Raw genomic sequence first — 18,928 nt, 5'->3', positions numbered from 1 at the left:
CGCGCTGACCCTCCCGGTGGAGTGGGCCACCGTCCATTGTCTCGCGGGCGCGCAAGTGGGCGTCGCGATGGTGGATACGGCTGGGACACCACCCGGCGTTCGTCAGGGCTGCCACGACACGCGATGTTCGGCCAAGTGCGCCAGCACCGCGTGATTCGCCTCCCAGCCATCAGGAAACTTCACCACCGTCCCCAGCTGGACCGGCTCCGTCGACGGATAGTCGTCCAGGAGGTCGCTCACTCCCGCCCGGCAGACCACGACGCACGCGTGACGGTGGCGGGAGGTCAGGACGCACAGGCGGCCCGTCTCCAGGTGGAAGGCCGTGGCGTCGGGGCGGCCGGAGAGGGGGTGCAGGACCACCGTGACGTCGTACTCGCGGCCCTGGAGCCGGTTCGCCGTGTCCACGACCACGTCGGTGACGCCGAGGTCGGCCAGGGCCGCGCGCACTGCCGCCGCCTGGTCCCGGTGGGCGGTGCCGACGGCGATCCGGTCGGCGGTCAGGGGCGTCGGGTCCGGTGAGCGTTCCGACGTCGCCGCGCCGCCCCGGTCCAGCAGACGCCGTACGACCGTCGCCACCGCCCGTACCGCCTCCGGGTCCGTGCGCGGGGTGTGCCGGGCGGGCAGCTCCAGCAGGCCCCAGCCCGACTCGGCCGCCTCGTCGATCACCCGGTCGGGGCCCGAGCCGTCCGGCGGCACGGCGAAGGAGAGACGACGGTCGCCGTGGCCGGTGCCGCTGCGAAACGGCGTGTACGGATAGAAGGCGTCCGAGACCAGGGGCGCCGCGGAGGCCGGGAGCCGCCAGGACACCGGCAGACGGTGCTGCGGCAGGTCCGGGTTGTGCGCGAGCAGCGTCGTCACCGCCGAGGCCGACGGGTCGTAGGCGAGCCCCGCCCACTGCTCGCTGCCCACGATCGAGAACGGGTCCAGCTGGCCCGGGTCGCCGACGAACAGCGCCCGCTCGAACAGCCCGGCCACGGCGAGCAGCGCGTCCGAGCGCATCTGGTACGCCTCGTCGACGATCGCGTACCGCCACGGCTCGTCGGTCTTCACATGCGCCCACTTCGCCGCCGTCGAGATCACCACGGCCAGCCCGGCGAGATCGGCGGCCTTCGCCGACTTGCGGACGTTGTCCAGGCCGTCGAGCGCCTTGTCGTACGGGTCGGCGTCGCTGCTGTGCAGCCGGCCCACCGGCAGCTCGGGGTTCTTCTCGGCGAGCCGCAGGACCAGGTCGTCGACCTGGGCGTTGGTCTGCGCCACCACCATCAGCGGATGGCCGGCCTCGGCCAGCTCCAGGGCCGCGCGGACCACGAGCGTGGACTTGCCGGCGCCGGGCGGGGAGTCGACGACGACACCGCGCGCGGTGCCGTGCAGCGTGTCGTGGAGGATCGCGTCGGTGGCCTGGGCGGCCGCGGCGGAGGGATCGAAGAGCGTCGTCACAGCAGGTCCTCCGCGGTCACCGGGTCGGCGGCCTCCAGGGTCGCCTCACCGGGCGGACCGCCGTGCGTCCAGGGCGTCTCCTCCGGGTCGGGCAGCTTCGCGCCGCCCCGCTGCTCGTGCTCGAAGAGCGTGAAGCAGACGCGGTCGCCCTTCTCCGGCACCGACCCCGGCTCGGGCTCCTTGCCGCGGCCCATCTTGTCGAGGATCCGCAGCACGACGTACGCGCCGTCCTCCTCGGCCGAAACGAACTCCGCCGACTGCGGCTTCCCGCCCAGCGACCGGTACACCTTCGTCCGCTCCCCGAGATGCGGCCGGTCGTCCGTGCGGACCGTGACCAGGGGGCGGGGGCTGGGCCGCTTGCCCTCGCTGTACGCCATCACGACGTCCGTGACCTCGCCCGCGAACGCCTCCCCGGACAGCCGCCGTCCCGCCATGACCAGCGGGTCGTCGAGGGCCTCCTGCGCCTCCAGCCGGGCCTGTTCGCGCTCGCGTGTGGCGAGCTTGTTGGCCGCGGTGACCGCGTCGTCGCGGCGCGGCTGCGGGGGCTCGCCGGCCAGGACCCGGTCGCGGTGGCCCGTGAAGGACCAGCGGTCGCGCATCCAGCGCTCCGCGACATGCGCCCCCTCGGGCAGCTCCCGCAGCAGCTCCAGGCCCTGCCAGACCTTCTCCCAGGTGGGCAGCGTGCGGCTGAGGACCAGGTCCCGGATCTCCCGCTCGGCGGCGGTCAGCGCACCGAGCCGGGCGTCGGCCTCCAGGCCGTCCTCGGCGGCGGCCAGGGCCGTGCGGGCACGGTCGTAGCGCTCGATGGCGGGGGCGAGCAGCTTGTTGTCGAACGCCGGGTCCGTGGCGGGACCGGCCGGGGGACACGTCAGCTGGCCCTGCCCGTCCCGCTCCAGCTCGGCCCGCAGCGCCGCCTCGGCGCCGGTCAGGCCCTCAGGCGGGTCGATCCAGGCGAGCAGCGCCCCCAGGTGCTGGTCCTCCAGCGTGGACTGCCCCGTCGCCCAGTGCCGGCCCAGTACGTCGGTCATGGCCAGCAGGAGGGAGGAGCCGGGCACCCGGGCCCGCTCCCCGAAGTGCGTCAGCCACCGCCCGAGCAGCGGCACCCGGGGCGGCGCCGGATACGGGGCCTGCGGGTCCTGCTCGGCCGTCCGCCGGAACCGCGTCGAACGCCCGAGCAGCCGCACCAGGTCGATGCCCGCGCGGCTCGGCACGATCAGCTGCGGCGCGTCCGCGCACAGGTCGACCTCGACCTTGACCCGCTTGCCGGTCTCCGGGTCGGTCTCGGTGCGCTCGGCGGCCTCCACGACCTCGGCGTAGGCGTCGACGTACGGCAGCACCACGTCGGCCAGGTCCGCCAGGAACGCGAACCTGAGGTCGCGGTCGCGGGGCTGCGGGACGACCAGCAGACGCGGCGCGTCCCGGTCGGTGCCGACCAGCGCGCCGAGCGGGGCGCCGGCCTCACCGGCGGTGATGAGCGGCACGAACACCAGCGGGTGGTCGGACAGGTGCCGGTGCCGGACGGTCGCGGCGGGCTGGGCGCGGCCCGTGCTGACCGCTTCGAGCCGGGCCAGGGTGGAGATCAGCGACACGCCGCCTCCAGTGCCTCGGCGCGCAGGGCCGCCGCCCGCCTGAGGGCCGCCACCGCCGGATCATCGGGGTCACCGGCCTCCCCGCGGGCCGCCGCCAGGACGTCCTCCACGGTCGTCAGCCCGCCCAGCTCCGCCCGCACCGGCCGCCCGAGCGAGGTCACCGCGCCCGACTCGCGGGAGCGGGACCGGCAGTGGAAGGCCAGCTCGCACGCGGACAGGCACTCCGGCGCGTACGTCGCCGGGACCGACTCGACGGCGGCCGTCAGCTCGTCGGCGGGCAGCTCGGGGGAGAAGCACGTGCCCTCGGGGAGCGCCTCGGCGATGTCCTCGATGCGGGTCAGCCGGGTCAGCTGGCGGGCCGTCACCGCGCGCTGCTTGCGGATGTCGACGGCGGACGCGGCCGGCAGGTTGGAGAAGTCCCTGGGGCACACGAGCAGGATCCGGTGCCGCACGCGCGGGGACGGGTCCAGTCGCGCGGCGACCTCCTCCAGCGCCAGCACGTACACCGCCGCCTGCCGGGCCGCCGCCCCGACCTTCGCCGGGTCCGCCGAACCGTCCAGCAGCGGGAACGACTTGATCTCGACCACCGTCCAGCTGCCGTCCGGATGCACCACGACGGCGTCCGGCTCCAGGAACGCGGCGGAGCCCGCGACGTCGAGCGCGAGCATCGGGTGGTCGAGCAGCGTCCACGCGCCCGGGTGCGCGGCGGCCTCCCGCAGCTCCAGCGCCGTACGGGCCGTGCGCCCCTGGGGGCCGGTCGCGGTCAGGTCGGGCACGCGCGCATCGGCGGGCGGCTCGGCCGTCCGGTCCAGCTTCTCGTGCACCAGCCGCAGCAGCTCCGCGCCGCCGTCGGCCTTGACCTTCGCCTCGAACGCGTTGCCCCGCGTGAGCGCGAACTGGGACTGCCCGAAGGCCGACGGCGCGCCCAGCGCGCTCGCCAGCGCCGCCTTGTTCACCCCTGCGCCGTCGAGGATCGCTCTGCGCGCACAACCGGGGTTGGCGGCCAGCGCCGCCAACGCGCGCGCGTCCAGGGCCTTCGCCGGTACGTCGGGACCGCGCAGCTCAGCGAGCCGGTGCCGGAGCGCCGTCCCCCGCGTCCTTGGGGGAGGCACTCGGCTCGGCTCCCGCTCCGAGCCGCGACTCGCGCTGCCGTGGAATTCGCTCACCCGCGGAAGTCTGGCATCCGGCACTGACAATCGGGGAACCCGCGGCGGGAGATGCCGCCGTGACCGGTGCGACCCGCGGCACGAAACGCGCCCTGACCCGGTCCGCCGCGCGCATCACGAACGGCGCCGCCAGCAGTCCGACGCCCATCACGGCCGCGCCCGCGACCGCGTCGAGGAAGTAGTGGTTGGCGGTGCCCATGACCACGATCGTCGTGATCAGCGGGTAGGCGACCCCGGCGGCCTTCGTCATGCGCGTGCCGCCGTAGCGCCACAGCATCACCCCGCACCACAGGGCCCAGCCCACGTGCAGACTCGGCATCGCCGCGTACTGGTTGGTCATTCCGCCCATGCCGCGCGGGGCGCTCGCCGCGCCGCCCCACCAGCCGTACGAGCTGTACTGGGCCATCGTGTCCACGAAGCCGTGACTGGCGTCGAGGAGCCGGGGCGGGCAGGTCGGCAGCAGTGTGAAACCGATCAGACCGATGAGGGTGGACGTCATCAGCCAGGTGCGCGCGGCGCGGTACCGCACCGCGCGGGAGCGGAAGAGCCACACGAGGACCGCCGGCGTGACCAGGTAGTGCAGCGAGGCGTACCAGAAGTCCGCCGGGATGCCTATCCATGCCTCCTGGGTGAAGAGGCGGTTGAGCGGGTGCTCGGCGTTGAGGTACAGCGCCTTCTCGATGCGCAGGATCGCCAGACCGTGGTCGACCGCACCGGACACGTCGCCCCGGGCGAGGAGCCGGCCCGCCGTGTAGCACGCGTACACCAGCAGGATCAGCGGCAGCTCCGTCCACCAGCGGAGCCGGAGCGCAGGGGCCGCCTCGGTGCCCGGTGTCTCGGTGTGCGGCATCCGATCGCCCTCCCCCTTCGTCTCCACGCGGCGCCCGGCCGGTCGTGCCACTTTACGGCGTACGTGCGCGCCCCGGGGGGCGCCCTCCGGACCTCGAAGACGCAGAGATCGCCCCCCGGGTTGCCCGCGACCCGCGTGCGCGATGATGGTGGAGTTCCCCTTGTGTTGGTCTCCCGGAAAGGTCCCCCATGGCTCCGCGCATCCTGCTGGCCCGGCACGGACAGACCGAGTGGTCGCTGTCCGGCAAGCACACCGGCAGGACCGACGTACCGCTGCTGGAGGAGGGCCGGCGCGGGGCCAAGCTGCTCGGGGAGCGCCTGCACCGGGCGCCCTACGACGGCCTGCCCGGCGTCGAGGTGCGCACCAGTCCGCTGGTACGCGCGCGTGAGACCTGCGAGCTGGCCGGCTTCGGCGACCGCGCGCGGGCGTGGGACGCGCTGCTGGAGTGGGACTACGGGGCGTACGAGGGCATGACCCCGGCGGACATCCAGGCCGTCCGGCCCGGCTGGTTCATCTGGCGCGACGGTGTCCCCGGGGGCGAGACCCTCGCCGGGATCACGGCCCGGGCGGACGAGGTGGTCTCCTGGGCGCGCGCCGAGGACCGGGACGTCCTGGTCTTCGCCCACGGGCACATCCTGCGGTCCATCGGGGCGCGGTGGCTGGGCCTGCCGGTCGACTTCGCGGCGCGGATACGGCTGAACCCGACGTCGCTGTCGGTGCTGGGGTGGGCTTACGGGGAGCCGGCGATCGAGAGCTGGAACGACGTGGGGCACCTCGCCTAGCGGGCTGAGCCGGTTCACACCACCCTCGGCGTCGACGCGTGCCGCTCCAGAAACGCCGACACCCCCGACGCCCGCCGGTGCGGCGAGAGCACCCGCGCCGTGGCCGCCAGCATCGTCTGGATCCGGGACGACTGGACCTCCTCCAGCAGATCCAGCACCCGCATCCCCGCCACGGCGGCCTCGTCCGGCCGGCCTCCGCGCGCGAGGTCGTCCGCCAGCTCCGCCGTGTACAGCGCGATGTTCCGTGTGAAGTGCGGATCCTGGAGCTCCGCCGCCCGCCGCGCGTGCCGTGCCGCCCGGGGCCAGGCGCCGAGCGTGGACCAGCACTGTGCCTCCAGGCCTTCCAGTTCGGCCTCGCCGTAGAAGCTCATCCACTCGGGGTCGGCGTCCGAGGGGCCCCGTTCGAAGAGGGCCTGCGCCCGGACCAGGGCCTGCTCGCAGCCGACGCGGTCGGCGAGGCCCGCCCAGCCGCCCGCCTCGCGCAGCGCCAGCAGCGACATCAGCCGGGCCGAGCCGAGGGGCCGGGCGACGCGCTGTGCGGCCTGGGCGGCCCGGACCGCCTCGCGCGGCCGGCCCGCGTCGCGCGCGAGGAAGGCCGTGTTGCAGAAGGCGTGCGCCTCCAGGCCGGGGTCGCCGGTCATCCGGGCGGTCGCCAGCGCCTCCGCGTAGTGGGAGCGGGCGTCGTCGAAGCGTCCCGAGTCGTGGGCCAGCCAGCCCACGGAGATGGCCAGTTCACCGGCGCCCGAGTAGAGCCGGTCCGCCGTCGTCTGCCGGGTCGTGCCGGCCTCCAGCAGGGCGTAGGCGGCACGCAGCGGGGCCGCCGCACGGCGGTAGAGGCCGTCGGCCCCGTGCCGGTCGTCGAGCAGCCGGATGCGGCGGACGGCTTCTTCCAGGGCCTCCGCGTCACTCGCCCCCGCGCGGCGCAGGGGGCGTTGTGCCGCCGTGGCGTCGAGGGCGAGGCCGACGGGCCCCAGCGAGGCGGCGGCCACCGTGGCGCCCCCGCCGGTCATGAATGCGCGACGCAGCACGTCGCTCTCCTCGTAGGTGTTGTGCGGGTGGTGCGGGTCGTACGGGTTCCGCGTTTCATACGGCTCGCACGCCCGGCTGGTCTCACTCGTGGCGTTCGCCGGGTTCGGGTTGCACGTCAGGGGCGCGACCTCGGTGTCGCGCGCCCGGCGTCCGCGTACCGATGAGCGGGGCGCGAAGCCCAGGTCCGTGAGCGTGCGGCCAGGGAACATGTGCAGGAACACCCGTTCGTACGCGTAGTTGGGGCAGCGGATCTCGCCCGCCTCGACCCGGCCGATGTATCGCGCGTCACAGCTGACCCGCTCGCCGATCTCCAGGGCCGCCCGGCGGACCGCCGCGGCGAACTCGGCCGGCGAGCGCTGTCCGCGCAGGTGCCGGAAGGCGAGGTTGGGCCGTGATGGCCGGTCGGGTTGAGACGAGGTAACCGTTGACGACGCCATGGCCGGGTCCTCTCGTGCGAACCGTCGAACCATGCCGGGTTCGGAGCGAGTTGTACGTGTTGTCCCGTATGTTCTTCCCCGTGTCCGGCGGGCAAGAACGTACCTGCTGTGTCGAAGTCCTCACGCTGAGTTTGGCTACAAACCGGATATCTCATCCGTGATCTGCCATGAAGTGCCATCCTTTGCGGCTCACTTCCGCCGTAGCCGTTGACGGTCTGCCGCGTTGAACCCTGCGGACCGGGAGGCCCCCGACTCCCGACCGCTCGTCAAATCAGGGGTTCCGTGGTGGAGGCCGGGATGGAGACCAGCCAGATCAACGATCCTCGTACGCCGCCGGGTACGCCGCCGAGCACGCCGCCGGCCGACTGCGATGTCGTGACGGTGCCGGCGCGGCAGGGGCTGGAGGCGGTCGACATCCTGCGGCGCGGGGCCGGGGAAGCGGTCGGGCCCGTGCTGCACGACGACGGCGGTGGCACGCTGGGCTTCCTGGTGCCGCCGGGGACGGCCGCGGCGTGGGACGTGCCGGGGAGCACGTGCACGCGGACCGACGGACGCGGAGCGACCCTGGCCCCCGAGCCTCCGGTGGAGGGCTCGGACTGGCTGCTGCCGCCCGGCGAGGCGGACCTCGCGACGGACCCCGCGGTGCTGCGCAAGGCCCTCGGGGAGGCGGCCCGGACGATCAGGGCGGCGGACAGCTGCCGCTAGGGCCCTTCTGATGGATCTCCGCAGCGTCGCGACGCCCGGCACGCACGCTCGCCGCACGGTGCGCAGGGCCAGGTGGCTCCGCCACATGACCCTGCGCACCGCACGCCGATCGCACGCACCGAACGCCGCTCCTTCTCCTGCGGAGATCCATCAGAAGGGCCCTAGGGCCGCTTGCCCGGCGAGGCGCAGGACCCCCTGGTGCCCGGGGAACCGAACGCCCCGCTTATCGGCCCACCCCCGATAATGACCCCATGGGAAAGTCCAGGAGCGGCCGGCGCAGGCAGGCCGGTGGGGAAGCCGTCGTCGAGAGCGTCGACGGCGGGCTCGCCGAGCTCATCCCGGACCGTGATCGGGCCCGGGCCTGGACCCTGGTGATCGACGGGGCCCCGCAGTCGCACGTCGACCTGGACGATCCGGCGTACCTGTCCTTCGAGTACCAGCGCCGGCTCGGGCATGTCATCGACCTCGTCGCCCCGCCGGGCAGGCCCGTGCACGCCGTGCACCTCGGCGGTGGCGCGCTCACCCTCGCCCGGTACGTCGCCGCCACCCGGCCCCGCTCCACCCAGCAGGTCGTCGAACGGGACGCCGGCCTGGTCCAACTGGTCCGCCGTGAGCTGCCGTTGGACGCGAACGCGCGCATCAGGGTGCGGTCCGCCGACGCCCGCGAGGGGCTCGCCAAGGTGCCGGACGGCTGGGCGGACCTGGTCATCACCGATGTGTTCAGCGGGGCCCGGACCCCGGCTCATCTGACCTCGACCGAGTTCCTCGACGACGTACGCAGGGCCCTCAAACCCGGCGGGATCTACGCCGCCAACCTGGCCGACGGGCCGCCGCTCGCCCACCTGCGCGGCCAGATCGCCACCGCCGCCGCCCGCTTCGAACAGCTCGCGCTGGTCGCCGACCCGACGGTGCTGCGCGGCAAACGCTTCGGGAACGCCGTCCTGGTCGCCTCCGGCCAGCCGCTGCCCGTCGCCGAACTGACCCGCCGGGCCGCCTCCGACCCACATCCCGGCCGGGTCGAGCACGGCAGGACGCTCACCGACTTCACCGGCGGTGCGGCACCCGTCACCGACATCGCGGCCGTGGCATCGCCCGCCCCGCCCGCCTCGGTGTTCCGGTGAGTTCCCAGGGCACTCACCCGTACGGCACTCAGCAGGCCGCGCTCTCCACGCCGATCACGACTCCGTCTTCCACACGCCCCTGACCGTGCTGTCTTCCACACGCGCCTGACCGTGCTGCGGCTCAACGCCGCCCCGCTCGGTGAGGAACCGGCCGCCGCGCTGCTCGGCAACGTCTTCCGGCCCCACCCGAAACGCGCTGATCGTCCTGTGTTCACGGGTCGGTCACATTTCGACAAATGAAGTCGACGGCTCTTGACGTATGACCGGACATACGGCTGTTATTGCGCCACCGTGTTCGGTCAAGTTGATTTCTGGTCGATTAAGACCGGATTTCAGCCACGCCCTCGTGGCCGAACCCTGCCTCAGGAGCCGTTCATGCACGACCTCTCTCCCTCCGGACTCTCCCTCCCCGCTGCCAGCCGCCGCTCTGTCCTGCGCGGCATAGGCGGCGCGGCCCTGCTCGGCGCCGGCATACCCCTGCTGAGCGCCTGTGGCGGCAGCGGCGCAGCCGCCGACTCGAAGACGGTCAGTCTCGGCTCGAACTCCTCGGACGCGGTCCCGAAGAAGGCGTTCGCCGAGATCTACGCCGCCTTCACGAAGAAGTCCGGCATCAAGGTCGACGTGAACACCAAGGACCACAACACGTTCCAGGAGCAGATCAACTCCTATCTGCAGGGCACGCCGGACGACGTGTTCACCTGGTTCGCCGGGTACCGGATGCAGTTCTTCGCGGCGAAGAAGCTGGCCACGCCCATCGACGACGTGTGGGCGAAGATCGGGGGCAACTTCCCCGACGCGATGAAGAAGCTCAGCAAGGGCGAGGACGGCAAGTACTACTTCGTGCCGCTGTACACGTACCCGTGGGCGGTCTTCTACCGCAAGAGCGTCTTCGCCCAGCACGGCTACAAGGTCCCCGCCACCTGGGACGACTTCGTCGCCCTGTGCAAGCGGATGAAGAAGGACGGGCTGGTCCCGATCGCCTTCGGCGACAAGGACGCCTGGCCCGCGATGGGCACCTTCGACCAGATCAACTTCCGCACCAACGGCTACGACTTCCACGTCGAACTGATGGCGGGCAAGGCCTCCTGGACCGACGCCAAGGTGCGCAAGGTCTTCGACCACTGGTCGGAGATCCTCCCCTACCACCAGGACGGCGCGGTGGGCCGCACCTGGCAGGACGCGGCCCAGACCCTGGTGGCGAAGAAGGCCGGCATGTATCTGCTGGGCACCTTCGTCGGCCAGCAGTTCACCAACAAGGCCGACCTGGACGACCTGGACTTCTTCGCCTTCCCGGAGATCGACCCGCAGTTCGGCCAGGACACCGTCGAGGCGCCCACCGACGGCTTCATGCTCTCCAAGGCCCCGAAGAACCGCGACGGCGCCGTGAAGCTGCTGGAGTACCTCGGCACCCCCGAGGCCGAGCAGATCTACCTCAAGGCCGACTCCAGCGTGGTGGCCGCCTCCACCAAGGCCGACACCTCCTCCTACACCGCGCTCCAGAAGAAGTCCTTCGAGATGATCTCCAGCGCGAAGAGCCTGACGCAGTTCATGGACCGCGACTCGCGCCCGGACTTCACCTCCACGGTGATGCAGCCCGCGCTCCAGAACTTCATCCGCAACCCCAAGAACGTCGACAGCATCCTCTCGTCGATCGAGCGTCAGAAGAAGACGATCTTCGCGTCCTCATGAGCACCGACACCTCCACCGAGAACCCGGAGACGGCCCCCGCGCCGTCTCCGGGCGCCGCCCCCGCGAAGAGTTCGACGGGCCACCGCCGTCTGCTGACCCGCCGCGACCGCATCACGCTCGGCCTGATGGCGGGTGTGCCGACGATCCTGCACGTCGCCCTGGTGTGGGTGACGGCCCTCGCCTCCATCGCGCTGGCCTTCACCAGCTGGGACGGCATCGGCTTCGACTCCATCCACTGGGTCGGTCTGCAGAACTTCCGGCAGTTGTTCACCAGCAACCCGCAGTTCTGGCCCGCCGTCGAGCACAACGTCGTCTGGTTCGTCGTGCTCATCCTGCTGCCCACGCCCTTCGGCCTGTTCCTGGCCCTGCAGCTGGACAAGAAGATCCGCTTCAGCCGCGTCTACCAGACCGCGTTCTTCCTGCCGGTCGTGGTGTCGCTGGCGGTCACCGGGTTCGTCTGGCAGCTCGTCTACAACCCCGACACCGGCCTGATCAACAGCCTCCTCGGAGCCAACAAGCCCGGCCACTACATCGACTGGATCGGCGACCCGGACCTCAACCTTTGGGCCGTCCTGGTCGCCGCGTCCTGGCGGCACACCGGCTACATGATGATCCTCTACCTGGCCGGCCTGAAGGGTGTCGACCCGGCCCTGCGCGAGGCATCCGCGCTGGACGGCGCGGGCGAGTGGCAGACGTTCAAGAACGTCGTCTTCCCCACCCTGCGGCCCACCAACACCGTCGTCCTGGTCGTCACGATCATCGAGGCGCTACGCGCCTTCGACCTGGTCTTCGTGTTCAACAAGGGCGCCCAGGGCACCGAACTGCTGTCGATCCTGGTGACCAACAACATCATCGGCGAGTCCAGCCGGATCGGATACGGCTCCGCCATCGCCGTCGTCCTGCTGGTGATCTCGCTCGCGGTGATCATCCCGTACCTGATCGGCACCTTCCGCAAGGAGCGGCGCGCATGAGCCACGCCCTGGTGAGCAAGCAGCGCACCCCCGTCCGCCCCGCCCGGATCCTGCTGCACACCTTCCTCGTCGTCACGGCGCTGGCCTGGCTGGCGCCCCTGCTGTGGGCGCTGCTCGCGGCGATGCGGCCCTACTCGGAGACCAGCACCAAGGGCTATGTCTCCTGGCCCGACAAGCTGAGCTTCGACAACTTCACGAACGCCTTCCAGCAGTCCGACATGCTGCACTACTTCGGCAACACGCTGATCATCGCCGTGCCGGCCGTGCTGCTGACGCTGCTGCTGTCGTCGATGGTCGCCTTCTACGTCAGCCGCTTCGACTTCCGCCTCAACCTGGCGCTGCTGCTGGTCTTCACCGCGGGCAACCTGCTGCCCCAGCAGGTCATCATCACCCCGCTGTACCGCCTGTACCTGCTGGTGGATCTGCCCGGCATCACCATGTCCGGCAAGCTCTACGACTCCCCGCTCGGCCTGGTCCTGATCCATGTGGCGTTCCAGTCCGGCTTCTGCGCGTTCGTGCTGAGCAACTACATGCGCTCGCTGCCGCACGAACTGACCGAGGCCGCCCTGGTCGACGGAGCCTCCGTGTGGCGCCTGTACTGGCAGATCGTGCTGCCGCTGTGCAAGCCCGCGATGGCCGCCCTCGCCACCCTGCTGTCCATCTGGATCTACAACGACTTCTTCTGGGCCATCGTCCTGATCTCCACCGGCGAGAACATGCCGATCACCTCGGCGCTGAACAACCTCTCCGGCCAGTACTTCACCGACCCCAACCTGGTCGCGGCCGGAGCGCTGCTCACGGCCATCCCGACCCTCATCGTCTACTTCGTGCTCCAGCGCCAGTTCGTCAGCGGCCTGACCCTGGGCGCCAACAAGGGCTGACCCTTCCCGGAAGAGATCACCGTGCAGCACCCGTTCACGCCGCTGGCCTCCGTGCCCGTCGACCTCCGCCGCGCCCGCGTCCACGAGGAGGGCTGGCAGTCCTGGAGCCCCAGCGGCACCTACCCCTTGGGCGCGGCGCCCTACCGTCCGGCCAACGCCAACTGGGCCACGGTCTGCTACCGGCCCGGCGTCACCGTCCCCGCCGGCGTCTTCCAGGGCGAGGGCCTGCTCGCGCTCGACCCCGGCGACGGCTCACCGGTTCGCCTCTGGGCGGCGGCCGAGCCGGCGCGCGAGGTGCCGTCGATCCGGCTCGCCGTACGGGGCGGGGTCGCGGAGGTCGGCGCGGACGGCCCGGTGAAGGAGTGGACGGGCGAGGACATCCGGTCCGTGCTGGGCGACTGGGCCGGCGGTCTCGGCATCGCGGCCCCGCGCCCGGCACCCACCGTCTGGTGCTCCTGGTACGAGTACTTCACGCAGGTCACCGAGGACGACATCCACGAGAACCTCCGCGCGATGGACACCCTCGACCTGCCCGTCGACGTCGTCCAGATCGACGACGGCTACCAGCGGGCCCTCGGCGACTGGCTCACCCTCTCCGGCCGCTTCCGCTCCCGCGCCTCGATCGCCGAGAAGATCCGCTCCCGCGGCCGCCGCGCCGGCATCTGGACGGCCCCCTTCCTCGTCGACCCCGCGAGCGACCTGGCCGCCGAGCACCCCGACTGGCTGGTCCGCGACACCGCAGGCGGCTTCGCGCACGCCGGCCGCAACTGGGGCCACGACCTGCGCGTCCTGGACACCACGCACCCGGCCGCGGCGGCGTATCTGACCGAGGTCTTCACCACCCTGCGCGCGGAGGGCTACGACTACTTCAAGACCGACTTCCTCTACGCGGGCGCCCTGGACGGCATCCGCCACGCGGACGTCGACCCCCTCACGGCGTACCGCTCCGGCATCCGCCTGATCCGCGACGCGATCGGCCCGGACTCCTACCTCCTGGGCTGCGGCGCCCCGATGCTCCCCTCCATCGGCCTGTTCGACGCCATGCGCGTCAGCCCCGACACGGCCCCCCGCCGCCGCCCCGAGGCCGACGACTACTCCCAGCCGGGCCAGGACCCGGCCGAGTTCACGGGCGCGGCCCGCCAGTGGCAGCACGCCCGCCTCTGGACCAACGACCCCGACTGCCTGATGGCCCGCCCGGCCGTCGAGACCCGCGAACAGTGGGCGGCACACGTGGAGTCCACCGGGGGCCTGATGGCCTCCAGCGACCGCCTGCTGTCCCTGGACGAGTGGGGCGTGACGACGACCCGCCGGCTGCTGACGCCACGAGTCGCCTCCTGACATGCCGGGGCGCGGCACTCCCCTAATAGTGCCGCGCCCCGTCCCCCCGCCTCGCAGTGGCTGGACGGCCCCAGTGGTCAGACGGCCCCCGCCTCCGGCAGCGTGCCCGTGCGGGCCGCGCGGGCGTACCAGAGGGCGCTGGACTTCGGGGTGCGCTGGAGCGTCGCGTAGTCCACGTACACCGCGCCGAAGCGCTTGCCGTAGCCGTACGACCACTCGAAGTTGTCCATCAGGGACCACAGGAAGTAACCGCGGACGTCCGCGCCGTCGGCGATCGCGCGGCGCACCGCCGACAGGTGCCCGTGCAGGTAGGCGACACGCTCCGGGTCGTGCACCCGGCCGTCCGAGTCGATCTTGTCGTCGTAGGCCGCGCCGTTCTCCGTGATGTACAGCGGCAGGCCCGGCGCCTCCCGGGTGTAGCGCATGATCAGCTCGTGCAGGCCGGTCGGGTCGATCGTCCAGCCCATCTCGGTGCGGTCGCCGGGCGTCTGGTGGAAGGCGACGTCGTCCGCGGCCGGCCAGGGCGAGTGCGCGCTGGAGCCGTGGCCGTCGGCGCGCGGCCCCTTCGCCGCCGGGTCGGCCGCCGAGACCAGCGCGGGCGTGTAGTAGTTGAGGCCCAGCGCGTCCAGCGGCTGGTTGATCAGCGCCAGGTCGCCGTCGAGGACGTGGTTCCAGTCCGTGAGGTCCGCCGTCGCCGCGTACAGCGACTCCGGGTACGCGCCGTGCAGGATCGGGCCGTGGAAGACGCCGTTGGCCAGGTCGTCGATCTTCCGGGCCGCCGCCAGGTCCGCCGGGCTCTGCGAAAGCGGCCTGACCACCGAGGAGTTGAGGCTGATCGCGACCGTGTTGCGGGCCGGCATCACCGACCGCAGGGCCGACGCGCCCAGCCCGTGCGCCAGGTTCAGGTGGTGCGCGGCACGCAGCGACGCCGCCGGATCCGTCCGGCCCGGGGCGTGCACCCCGGAGGCATAGCCCAGGAACGCGCTGCACCACGGCTCGTTGAGCGTCATCCACTGCTCGGCCCGGTCGCCCAGCGCCTCGCCGACGATCTGCGCGTACTCCGCGAAACGGTACGCCGTGTCCCGCTCCGGCCAGCCGCCCGCGTCCTCCAGCTCCTGCGGCAGATCCCAGTGGTAGAGCGTGACGGCCGGCTTGATGCCCTTGGACAGCAGCTCGTCGACCAGCCGGCGGTAGAAGTCCAGGCCCTTCTGGACGGCCGGGCCCCGGCCGGTCGGCTGCACCCGCGACCAGGAGACGGAGAAACGGTAGGCGCCCAGGCCCAGCTCCGCCATCAGCGCCACGTCCTCGCGGTAGCGGTGGTAGTGGTCGACTGCGATGTCACCGGTGTCGCCACCGGCCGTCTTGCCGGGCGTATGGCTGAAGGTGTCCCAGATCGACGGCGTACGGCCGTCCTCCCGCACCGCGCCCTCGATCTGGTACGCGGAGGTCGCCGCGCCCCAGAGGAAGGCGGGAGGGAAGGTCACCGCAGTGGCCGGGTTCTCGGAGTCAGGCATGGAAGCGCTCCCATTGGGGGTCGTGGAGACCGACGGTGGAGGGGGGAGGGGGAGGAAAGGGGGAGGACAGGGGCCGGAGCAGCGCCGGCCCGGCCCCTGGAAAACAGGGCGTCACCCCTTGACGGCGCCCTGCATGATGCCGCCCACGATCTGCTTGCCGAAGATCGCGAAGACCAGCAGCAGCGGCAGCGTACCCAGCAGCGCGCCCGCCATGATCAGGGACTGGTCGGGCGTGTAGCCGCGGCCCAGCCCCGCGACCGCGACCTGCACGGTCGGGTTGCCCATCTGGGTCAGCACCAGGAACGGCCACATGAAGTCGTTCCAGGTCTGCACGAACGTCAGCATCCCGAGCACGGCCATCGCCGGCCGTGCCGCCGGGAACACCACGTGCCACACCACACGCCAGCTGCTCGCCCCGTCGACCCGGGCGGCCTCGATGATCTCGTCGGGCAGCGCCTGGATCAGGTACTGCCGCATGAAGAACACACCGAACGCGCTCACCAGCGACGGCAGGATCACCGCCTGCAGCTGGTCCGTCCAGTCGAGCTTGGCGACCATCATGTACAGCGGGATCACACTCAGCTGCGGCGGCACCATCATCGTGCCGATCACGATCAGCATCAGCGCGCCGCGGCCCCTGAACCGCAGCTTGGCGAAGGCGAAACCGGCGATCGTCGACAGGAAGACGATGGTCGCCGCCGAAACCCCCGCCACGATCGTGGTGTTGAGGAACGCCTCACCCAGATTGGCGTCCTTCCAGGCGATCTCCAGCTTGTCGAACAGACCCGAGCCGAACCAGAACGGCGGCGGCGTCTGCGCGAGCCGCTGGTTGTCACGCGAGGCGGCGATCGCCGTCCACACCAGCGGGAACAGCGAGACGATCGTGAACACGATGAGGACCGCGTACGCGATCGGACCGCCGTGCAGCTGCCCGCCGGCCCGCGCGGACTTCGGCAGGCGGGGGCGTTTGGACTCCTTCGCGGGCGCCGCGCCGGGCGGCGGGGCGTCCTGGGGCGTCACAGTCGTCGTCACGGCCGGAACTCCTTAACTACTGGCGCGCAGCCGGCGCGAGATGACGTAGTTGACGATGCCGATGACGATCAGGATCAGGAACATCGTCCAGGCGATCGCCGAGGCACGGCCCAGGTGCTGGGCGACCCAGCCCTGCTCGTACAGATACAGACCGAGCGTCTGGAACTGGTGCTCCGCGCCGCCGGAGGTGCCCTTGTTGGCGTCGAACAGCAGCGGCTCGCCGAAGACCTGGCTCGCGCCGATCGTCGAGACGACACAGGTGAACAGGATCGTCGGGCGCAGCGCCGGCAGCGTCACATGGATGAACTGCTGCCAGCGGCTGGCCCCGTCCAGTGCCGCCGACTCGTACAGGTCATGCGGGATCGCCTGCATCGCGGCCAGGTAGATCAGCGCGTTGTAGCCGGTCCAGCGCCAGATGATGATCGACGAGACGGCGATCTGGGAGAACCACTTGTCGTTCTGCCAGTCGACTGGGTTGATGCCGACCATGTCGAGCGCCCAGTTGATCATGCCGTAGTCACGGCCGAAGAGCAGCACGAACACCAGCGAGGCGGCGGCGATCGACGTCGCGTACGGCGCGAGCATCGCGACCCGGAAGAAGGTCGAGGCCCGCAGCTTGTAGTTGAGGATGTGGGCGATGCCCATCGCCATCAGCAACTGCGGGACGGTGGAGATGATGCCGATGGTCAGGGTGTTCTTCGCCGCGTTCCAGAAGAACTCGTCGTCGAAGATCCGGGTGTAGTTGCGCAGCCCGACCCAGTTCATGTCGGTCGGCGCGGTCAGCTCCACCTGGTGCAGCGAGGCCCAGCCCGTGTAGATCAGCGGGAACAGGCCGAAGGCGATGAACAGCAGGAAGAACGGCGAGACGAAGGCGTACGGGCTCCAGCGGATGTCCCGCTGCCAGCGGCGGGACAGCCGGTCCCGGCGCCGCCGCTCCTTGTCCACGGCGGCGTCCCCGGGCGGGCGGCCCGGGGCCGCGCCCCCCTCGGCGGGGGGCGCGGCGGTGTCGTGGCGGGTGGCCATACGGGTCACTGGTCCAGCTTGTTGTCGATGGTCTTGATCGCGGAGTCCCAGGCCTCCTTGGCCGACTTGCCCTTCGTCGCCAGGATCACGCCGTTGTCCGTCAGGCCCTGCATGATGATCTGGTCCTTCGGGCCGATCACCTGGACCGGGGCGGCCTTGGCGGCCTCCGCGAAGATCGGGCCGATCTTCTGGTCACCGGTCATCTCGTTCGTCGCGCCGGTCACTTCGGGCATGGTGTAGGCGGACGGGGCGCTCGGGAAGCTGGCCTGCACCTTGAACAGCTTCGCCTGCTGCTCCGGCGCGGTCAGCCAGGTCACGAACTTCTGCGCTTCCTTCACGTGCTTGCCGCTCTTCGGCACGGTGAGGAAGGTGCCGCCCCAGTTGCCGCCCTTGGGCGCGGTGGCCACGGCCCACTTGCCGGCCGCGTCCGGCTTCGAGTTGCCCTTGATCGTGCCGAGCATCCACGGCGGGCAGGCGATGGCGGCGAACTTGTTGTTGGCGATCGTGGAGTTCCAGCCCGGCTGGAACTGCGTCTGCGACTGGACGAGACCCTTCTTGGCGGCATCCGCGGTCAGGTCGAAGGCGGCCTTCACGGCCGGGTTGGTCTTGTAGATGACGTTCCCGGAGGTGTCGTAGAACTTCTTCTCCTCGCTGCCCAGGATCGCCTGGATCAGACCGCCGGGGGAGTCCATGAAGAAGGTGCCCTCGGGGGCCTTCGACTTGTAGCGCTCGCCGACCTGGACGAGCTTGGCCCAGTCACCGGCCCACAGCTTGCCGACCTCGGCCGGGTCGGTGGGCAGTCCGGCCTGCTTGAAGAGGTCCGTGCGGTAACAGATGGCCATCGGGCCGACGTCGGTGCCGAGGCCGATCGTCTTGCCGTCCTTGGTGGTGGCCTGCTGCCACTTCCAGTCCAGCCACTTGCTCTTGTCCACGCCCGAGACCTTGGACATGTCCTCGAGCTTGTCGGCCTGGGTGGCCGTGACCTCGGCGATGTTGGCCACTTCGACGGCCTGGACGTCCAGCAGGCCGCTGTTGGTGGTGAGGTGGTTCAGCAGCGCCGGGTAGTAGTTCTCGTTCCGCTCGACGACGTTCTCGGCGATCTTGATCTTCGGGTTGAGCTTCTCGTACTCGGCGTAGAGGCCGGCTTCCTTGAAGCCCATCGTGCCGAAGAGCCCCACCGAGATCGTCGTCTTGCCCTTGCCGTCACCGTCCGACGAGCCGGAGTTGTCGTCGCCGCCGTCGTCGGCACAGCCGGCCAGCAGCCCGGCGCCCAGCGACGCGACGGCCGCGAGGACCATCGCCTTGCGGGCGGTTCGGATGCGTGCTCGCATGTCGTCCTCCTGTTGCCCTGACGTGCCGACCCC

Annotated in this window: 16 protein-coding genes; 7 read left to right on the top strand and 9 right to left on the bottom strand. The window is 71.4% G+C overall.

Annotated features, from left to right (window positions below):
- Nucleotides 1–102: 102 nt before the first annotated feature.
- From ACFZDA_RS07870 to ACFZDA_RS07855, 4 genes are read right to left on the bottom strand one after another with little or no spacing between them, the layout of a single operon-like run.
- The gene (locus ACFZDA_RS07870) at nt 103–1,437 is read right to left on the bottom strand and encodes an AAA family ATPase (RefSeq protein WP_391076510.1); all 1,335 of its coding nucleotides are present in this window, start codon (nt 1,435–1,437) and stop codon (nt 103–105) included.
- On the bottom strand, nt 1,434–3,026 hold the full coding sequence (locus ACFZDA_RS07865; RefSeq protein ID WP_391076507.1) for a hypothetical protein: 1,593 nt from the start codon (nt 3,024–3,026) through the stop codon (nt 1,434–1,436). The genes ACFZDA_RS07870 and ACFZDA_RS07865 overlap by 4 nt, the downstream gene beginning before the upstream one ends.
- Entirely contained in the window at nt 3,017–4,138 is a 1,122-nt protein-coding gene (locus ACFZDA_RS07860; protein ID WP_391076504.1) for a hypothetical protein, read from the bottom strand. The genes ACFZDA_RS07865 and ACFZDA_RS07860 overlap by 10 nt, the downstream gene beginning before the upstream one ends.
- Entirely contained in the window at nt 4,089–5,042 is a 954-nt protein-coding gene (locus ACFZDA_RS07855; RefSeq protein WP_391076501.1) for a phosphatase PAP2 family protein, read from the bottom strand. Before ACFZDA_RS07855 ends, ACFZDA_RS07860 begins: the two co-directional genes overlap by 50 nt.
- A 188-nt stretch (nt 5,043–5,230) precedes the next feature.
- On the opposite strand from ACFZDA_RS07855, the gene ACFZDA_RS07850 reads away from it, so the two are divergent.
- Complete coding sequence (locus ACFZDA_RS07850) at nt 5,231–5,824, top strand: histidine phosphatase family protein (protein WP_391076498.1); 594 nt, start codon at nt 5,231–5,233, stop codon at nt 5,822–5,824.
- 14 nt (nt 5,825–5,838) lie between these two features.
- Here the strand turns inward: ACFZDA_RS07850 and ACFZDA_RS07845 are convergent, their stop codons facing one another.
- Nucleotides 5,839–7,290, bottom strand: coding sequence for a hypothetical protein (locus ACFZDA_RS07845; protein ID WP_391076496.1), 1,452 nt, complete (start codon nt 7,288–7,290; stop codon nt 5,839–5,841).
- Between the two features lie 297 nt (nt 7,291–7,587).
- On the opposite strand from ACFZDA_RS07845, the gene ACFZDA_RS07840 reads away from it, so the two are divergent.
- The 6 genes from ACFZDA_RS07840 to ACFZDA_RS07815 all read left to right on the top strand — a co-directional run bounded on the left by ACFZDA_RS07840 (nt 7,588) and on the right by ACFZDA_RS07815 (nt 13,995).
- The gene (locus ACFZDA_RS07840; RefSeq protein ID WP_391076493.1) at nt 7,588–7,995 is read left to right on the top strand and encodes a hypothetical protein; all 408 of its coding nucleotides are present in this window, start codon (nt 7,588–7,590) and stop codon (nt 7,993–7,995) included.
- A 251-nt stretch (nt 7,996–8,246) separates the two neighbouring features.
- On the top strand, nt 8,247–9,116 hold the full coding sequence (locus ACFZDA_RS07835; RefSeq protein WP_391076490.1) for a fused MFS/spermidine synthase: 870 nt from the start codon (nt 8,247–8,249) through the stop codon (nt 9,114–9,116).
- A gap of 375 nt (nt 9,117–9,491) precedes the next feature.
- Nucleotides 9,492–10,805 (top strand): extracellular solute-binding protein, encoded by a 1,314-nt coding sequence (locus tag ACFZDA_RS07830; protein WP_391076487.1) that lies wholly within the window; start codon nt 9,492–9,494, stop codon nt 10,803–10,805.
- Nucleotides 10,802–11,776, top strand: a complete 975-nt coding sequence (locus ACFZDA_RS07825; RefSeq protein ID WP_391076483.1) for an ABC transporter permease subunit — start codon at nt 10,802–10,804, stop codon at nt 11,774–11,776. Before ACFZDA_RS07830 ends, ACFZDA_RS07825 begins: the two co-directional genes overlap by 4 nt.
- The gene (locus tag ACFZDA_RS07820) at nt 11,773–12,657 is read left to right on the top strand and encodes an ABC transporter permease subunit (protein ID WP_391076480.1); all 885 of its coding nucleotides are present in this window, start codon (nt 11,773–11,775) and stop codon (nt 12,655–12,657) included. Before ACFZDA_RS07825 ends, ACFZDA_RS07820 begins: the two co-directional genes overlap by 4 nt.
- Before the next feature lie 21 nt (nt 12,658–12,678).
- Nucleotides 12,679–13,995, top strand: a complete 1,317-nt coding sequence (locus ACFZDA_RS07815; RefSeq protein ID WP_391076477.1) for an alpha-galactosidase — start codon at nt 12,679–12,681, stop codon at nt 13,993–13,995.
- 77 nt (nt 13,996–14,072) lie between these two features.
- Here ACFZDA_RS07815 and ACFZDA_RS07810 read toward each other — a convergent pair whose 3' ends face one another.
- From ACFZDA_RS07810 to ACFZDA_RS07795, 4 genes are all read right to left on the bottom strand, one after another.
- Nucleotides 14,073–15,509 carry a GH1 family beta-glucosidase gene (locus ACFZDA_RS07810; RefSeq protein ID WP_391076474.1) on the bottom strand — a complete coding sequence of 479 codons (1,437 nt, stop codon included), beginning with the start codon at nt 15,507–15,509 and terminating at the stop codon, nt 14,073–14,075.
- A gap of 111 nt (nt 15,510–15,620) precedes the next feature.
- The gene (locus ACFZDA_RS07805) at nt 15,621–16,541 is read right to left on the bottom strand and encodes an ABC transporter permease subunit (protein ID WP_391076471.1); all 921 of its coding nucleotides are present in this window, start codon (nt 16,539–16,541) and stop codon (nt 15,621–15,623) included.
- 12 nt (nt 16,542–16,553) lie between these two features.
- The gene (locus ACFZDA_RS07800; protein ID WP_391076814.1) at nt 16,554–17,564 is read right to left on the bottom strand and encodes an ABC transporter permease subunit; all 1,011 of its coding nucleotides are present in this window, start codon (nt 17,562–17,564) and stop codon (nt 16,554–16,556) included.
- A 5-nt stretch (nt 17,565–17,569) separates the two neighbouring features.
- Nucleotides 17,570–18,895, bottom strand: a complete 1,326-nt coding sequence (locus tag ACFZDA_RS07795; RefSeq protein ID WP_391076468.1) for an extracellular solute-binding protein — start codon at nt 18,893–18,895, stop codon at nt 17,570–17,572.
- Nucleotides 18,896–18,928: the final 33 nt, after the last annotated feature.

The sequence above is a fragment of the Streptomyces sp. NPDC007991 genome (genome assembly GCF_042958445.1).
GTDB lineage: Bacteria > Actinomycetota > Actinomycetes > Streptomycetales > Streptomycetaceae > Streptomyces.
This window is presented reverse-complemented; position numbering and strand designations above follow the sequence as displayed.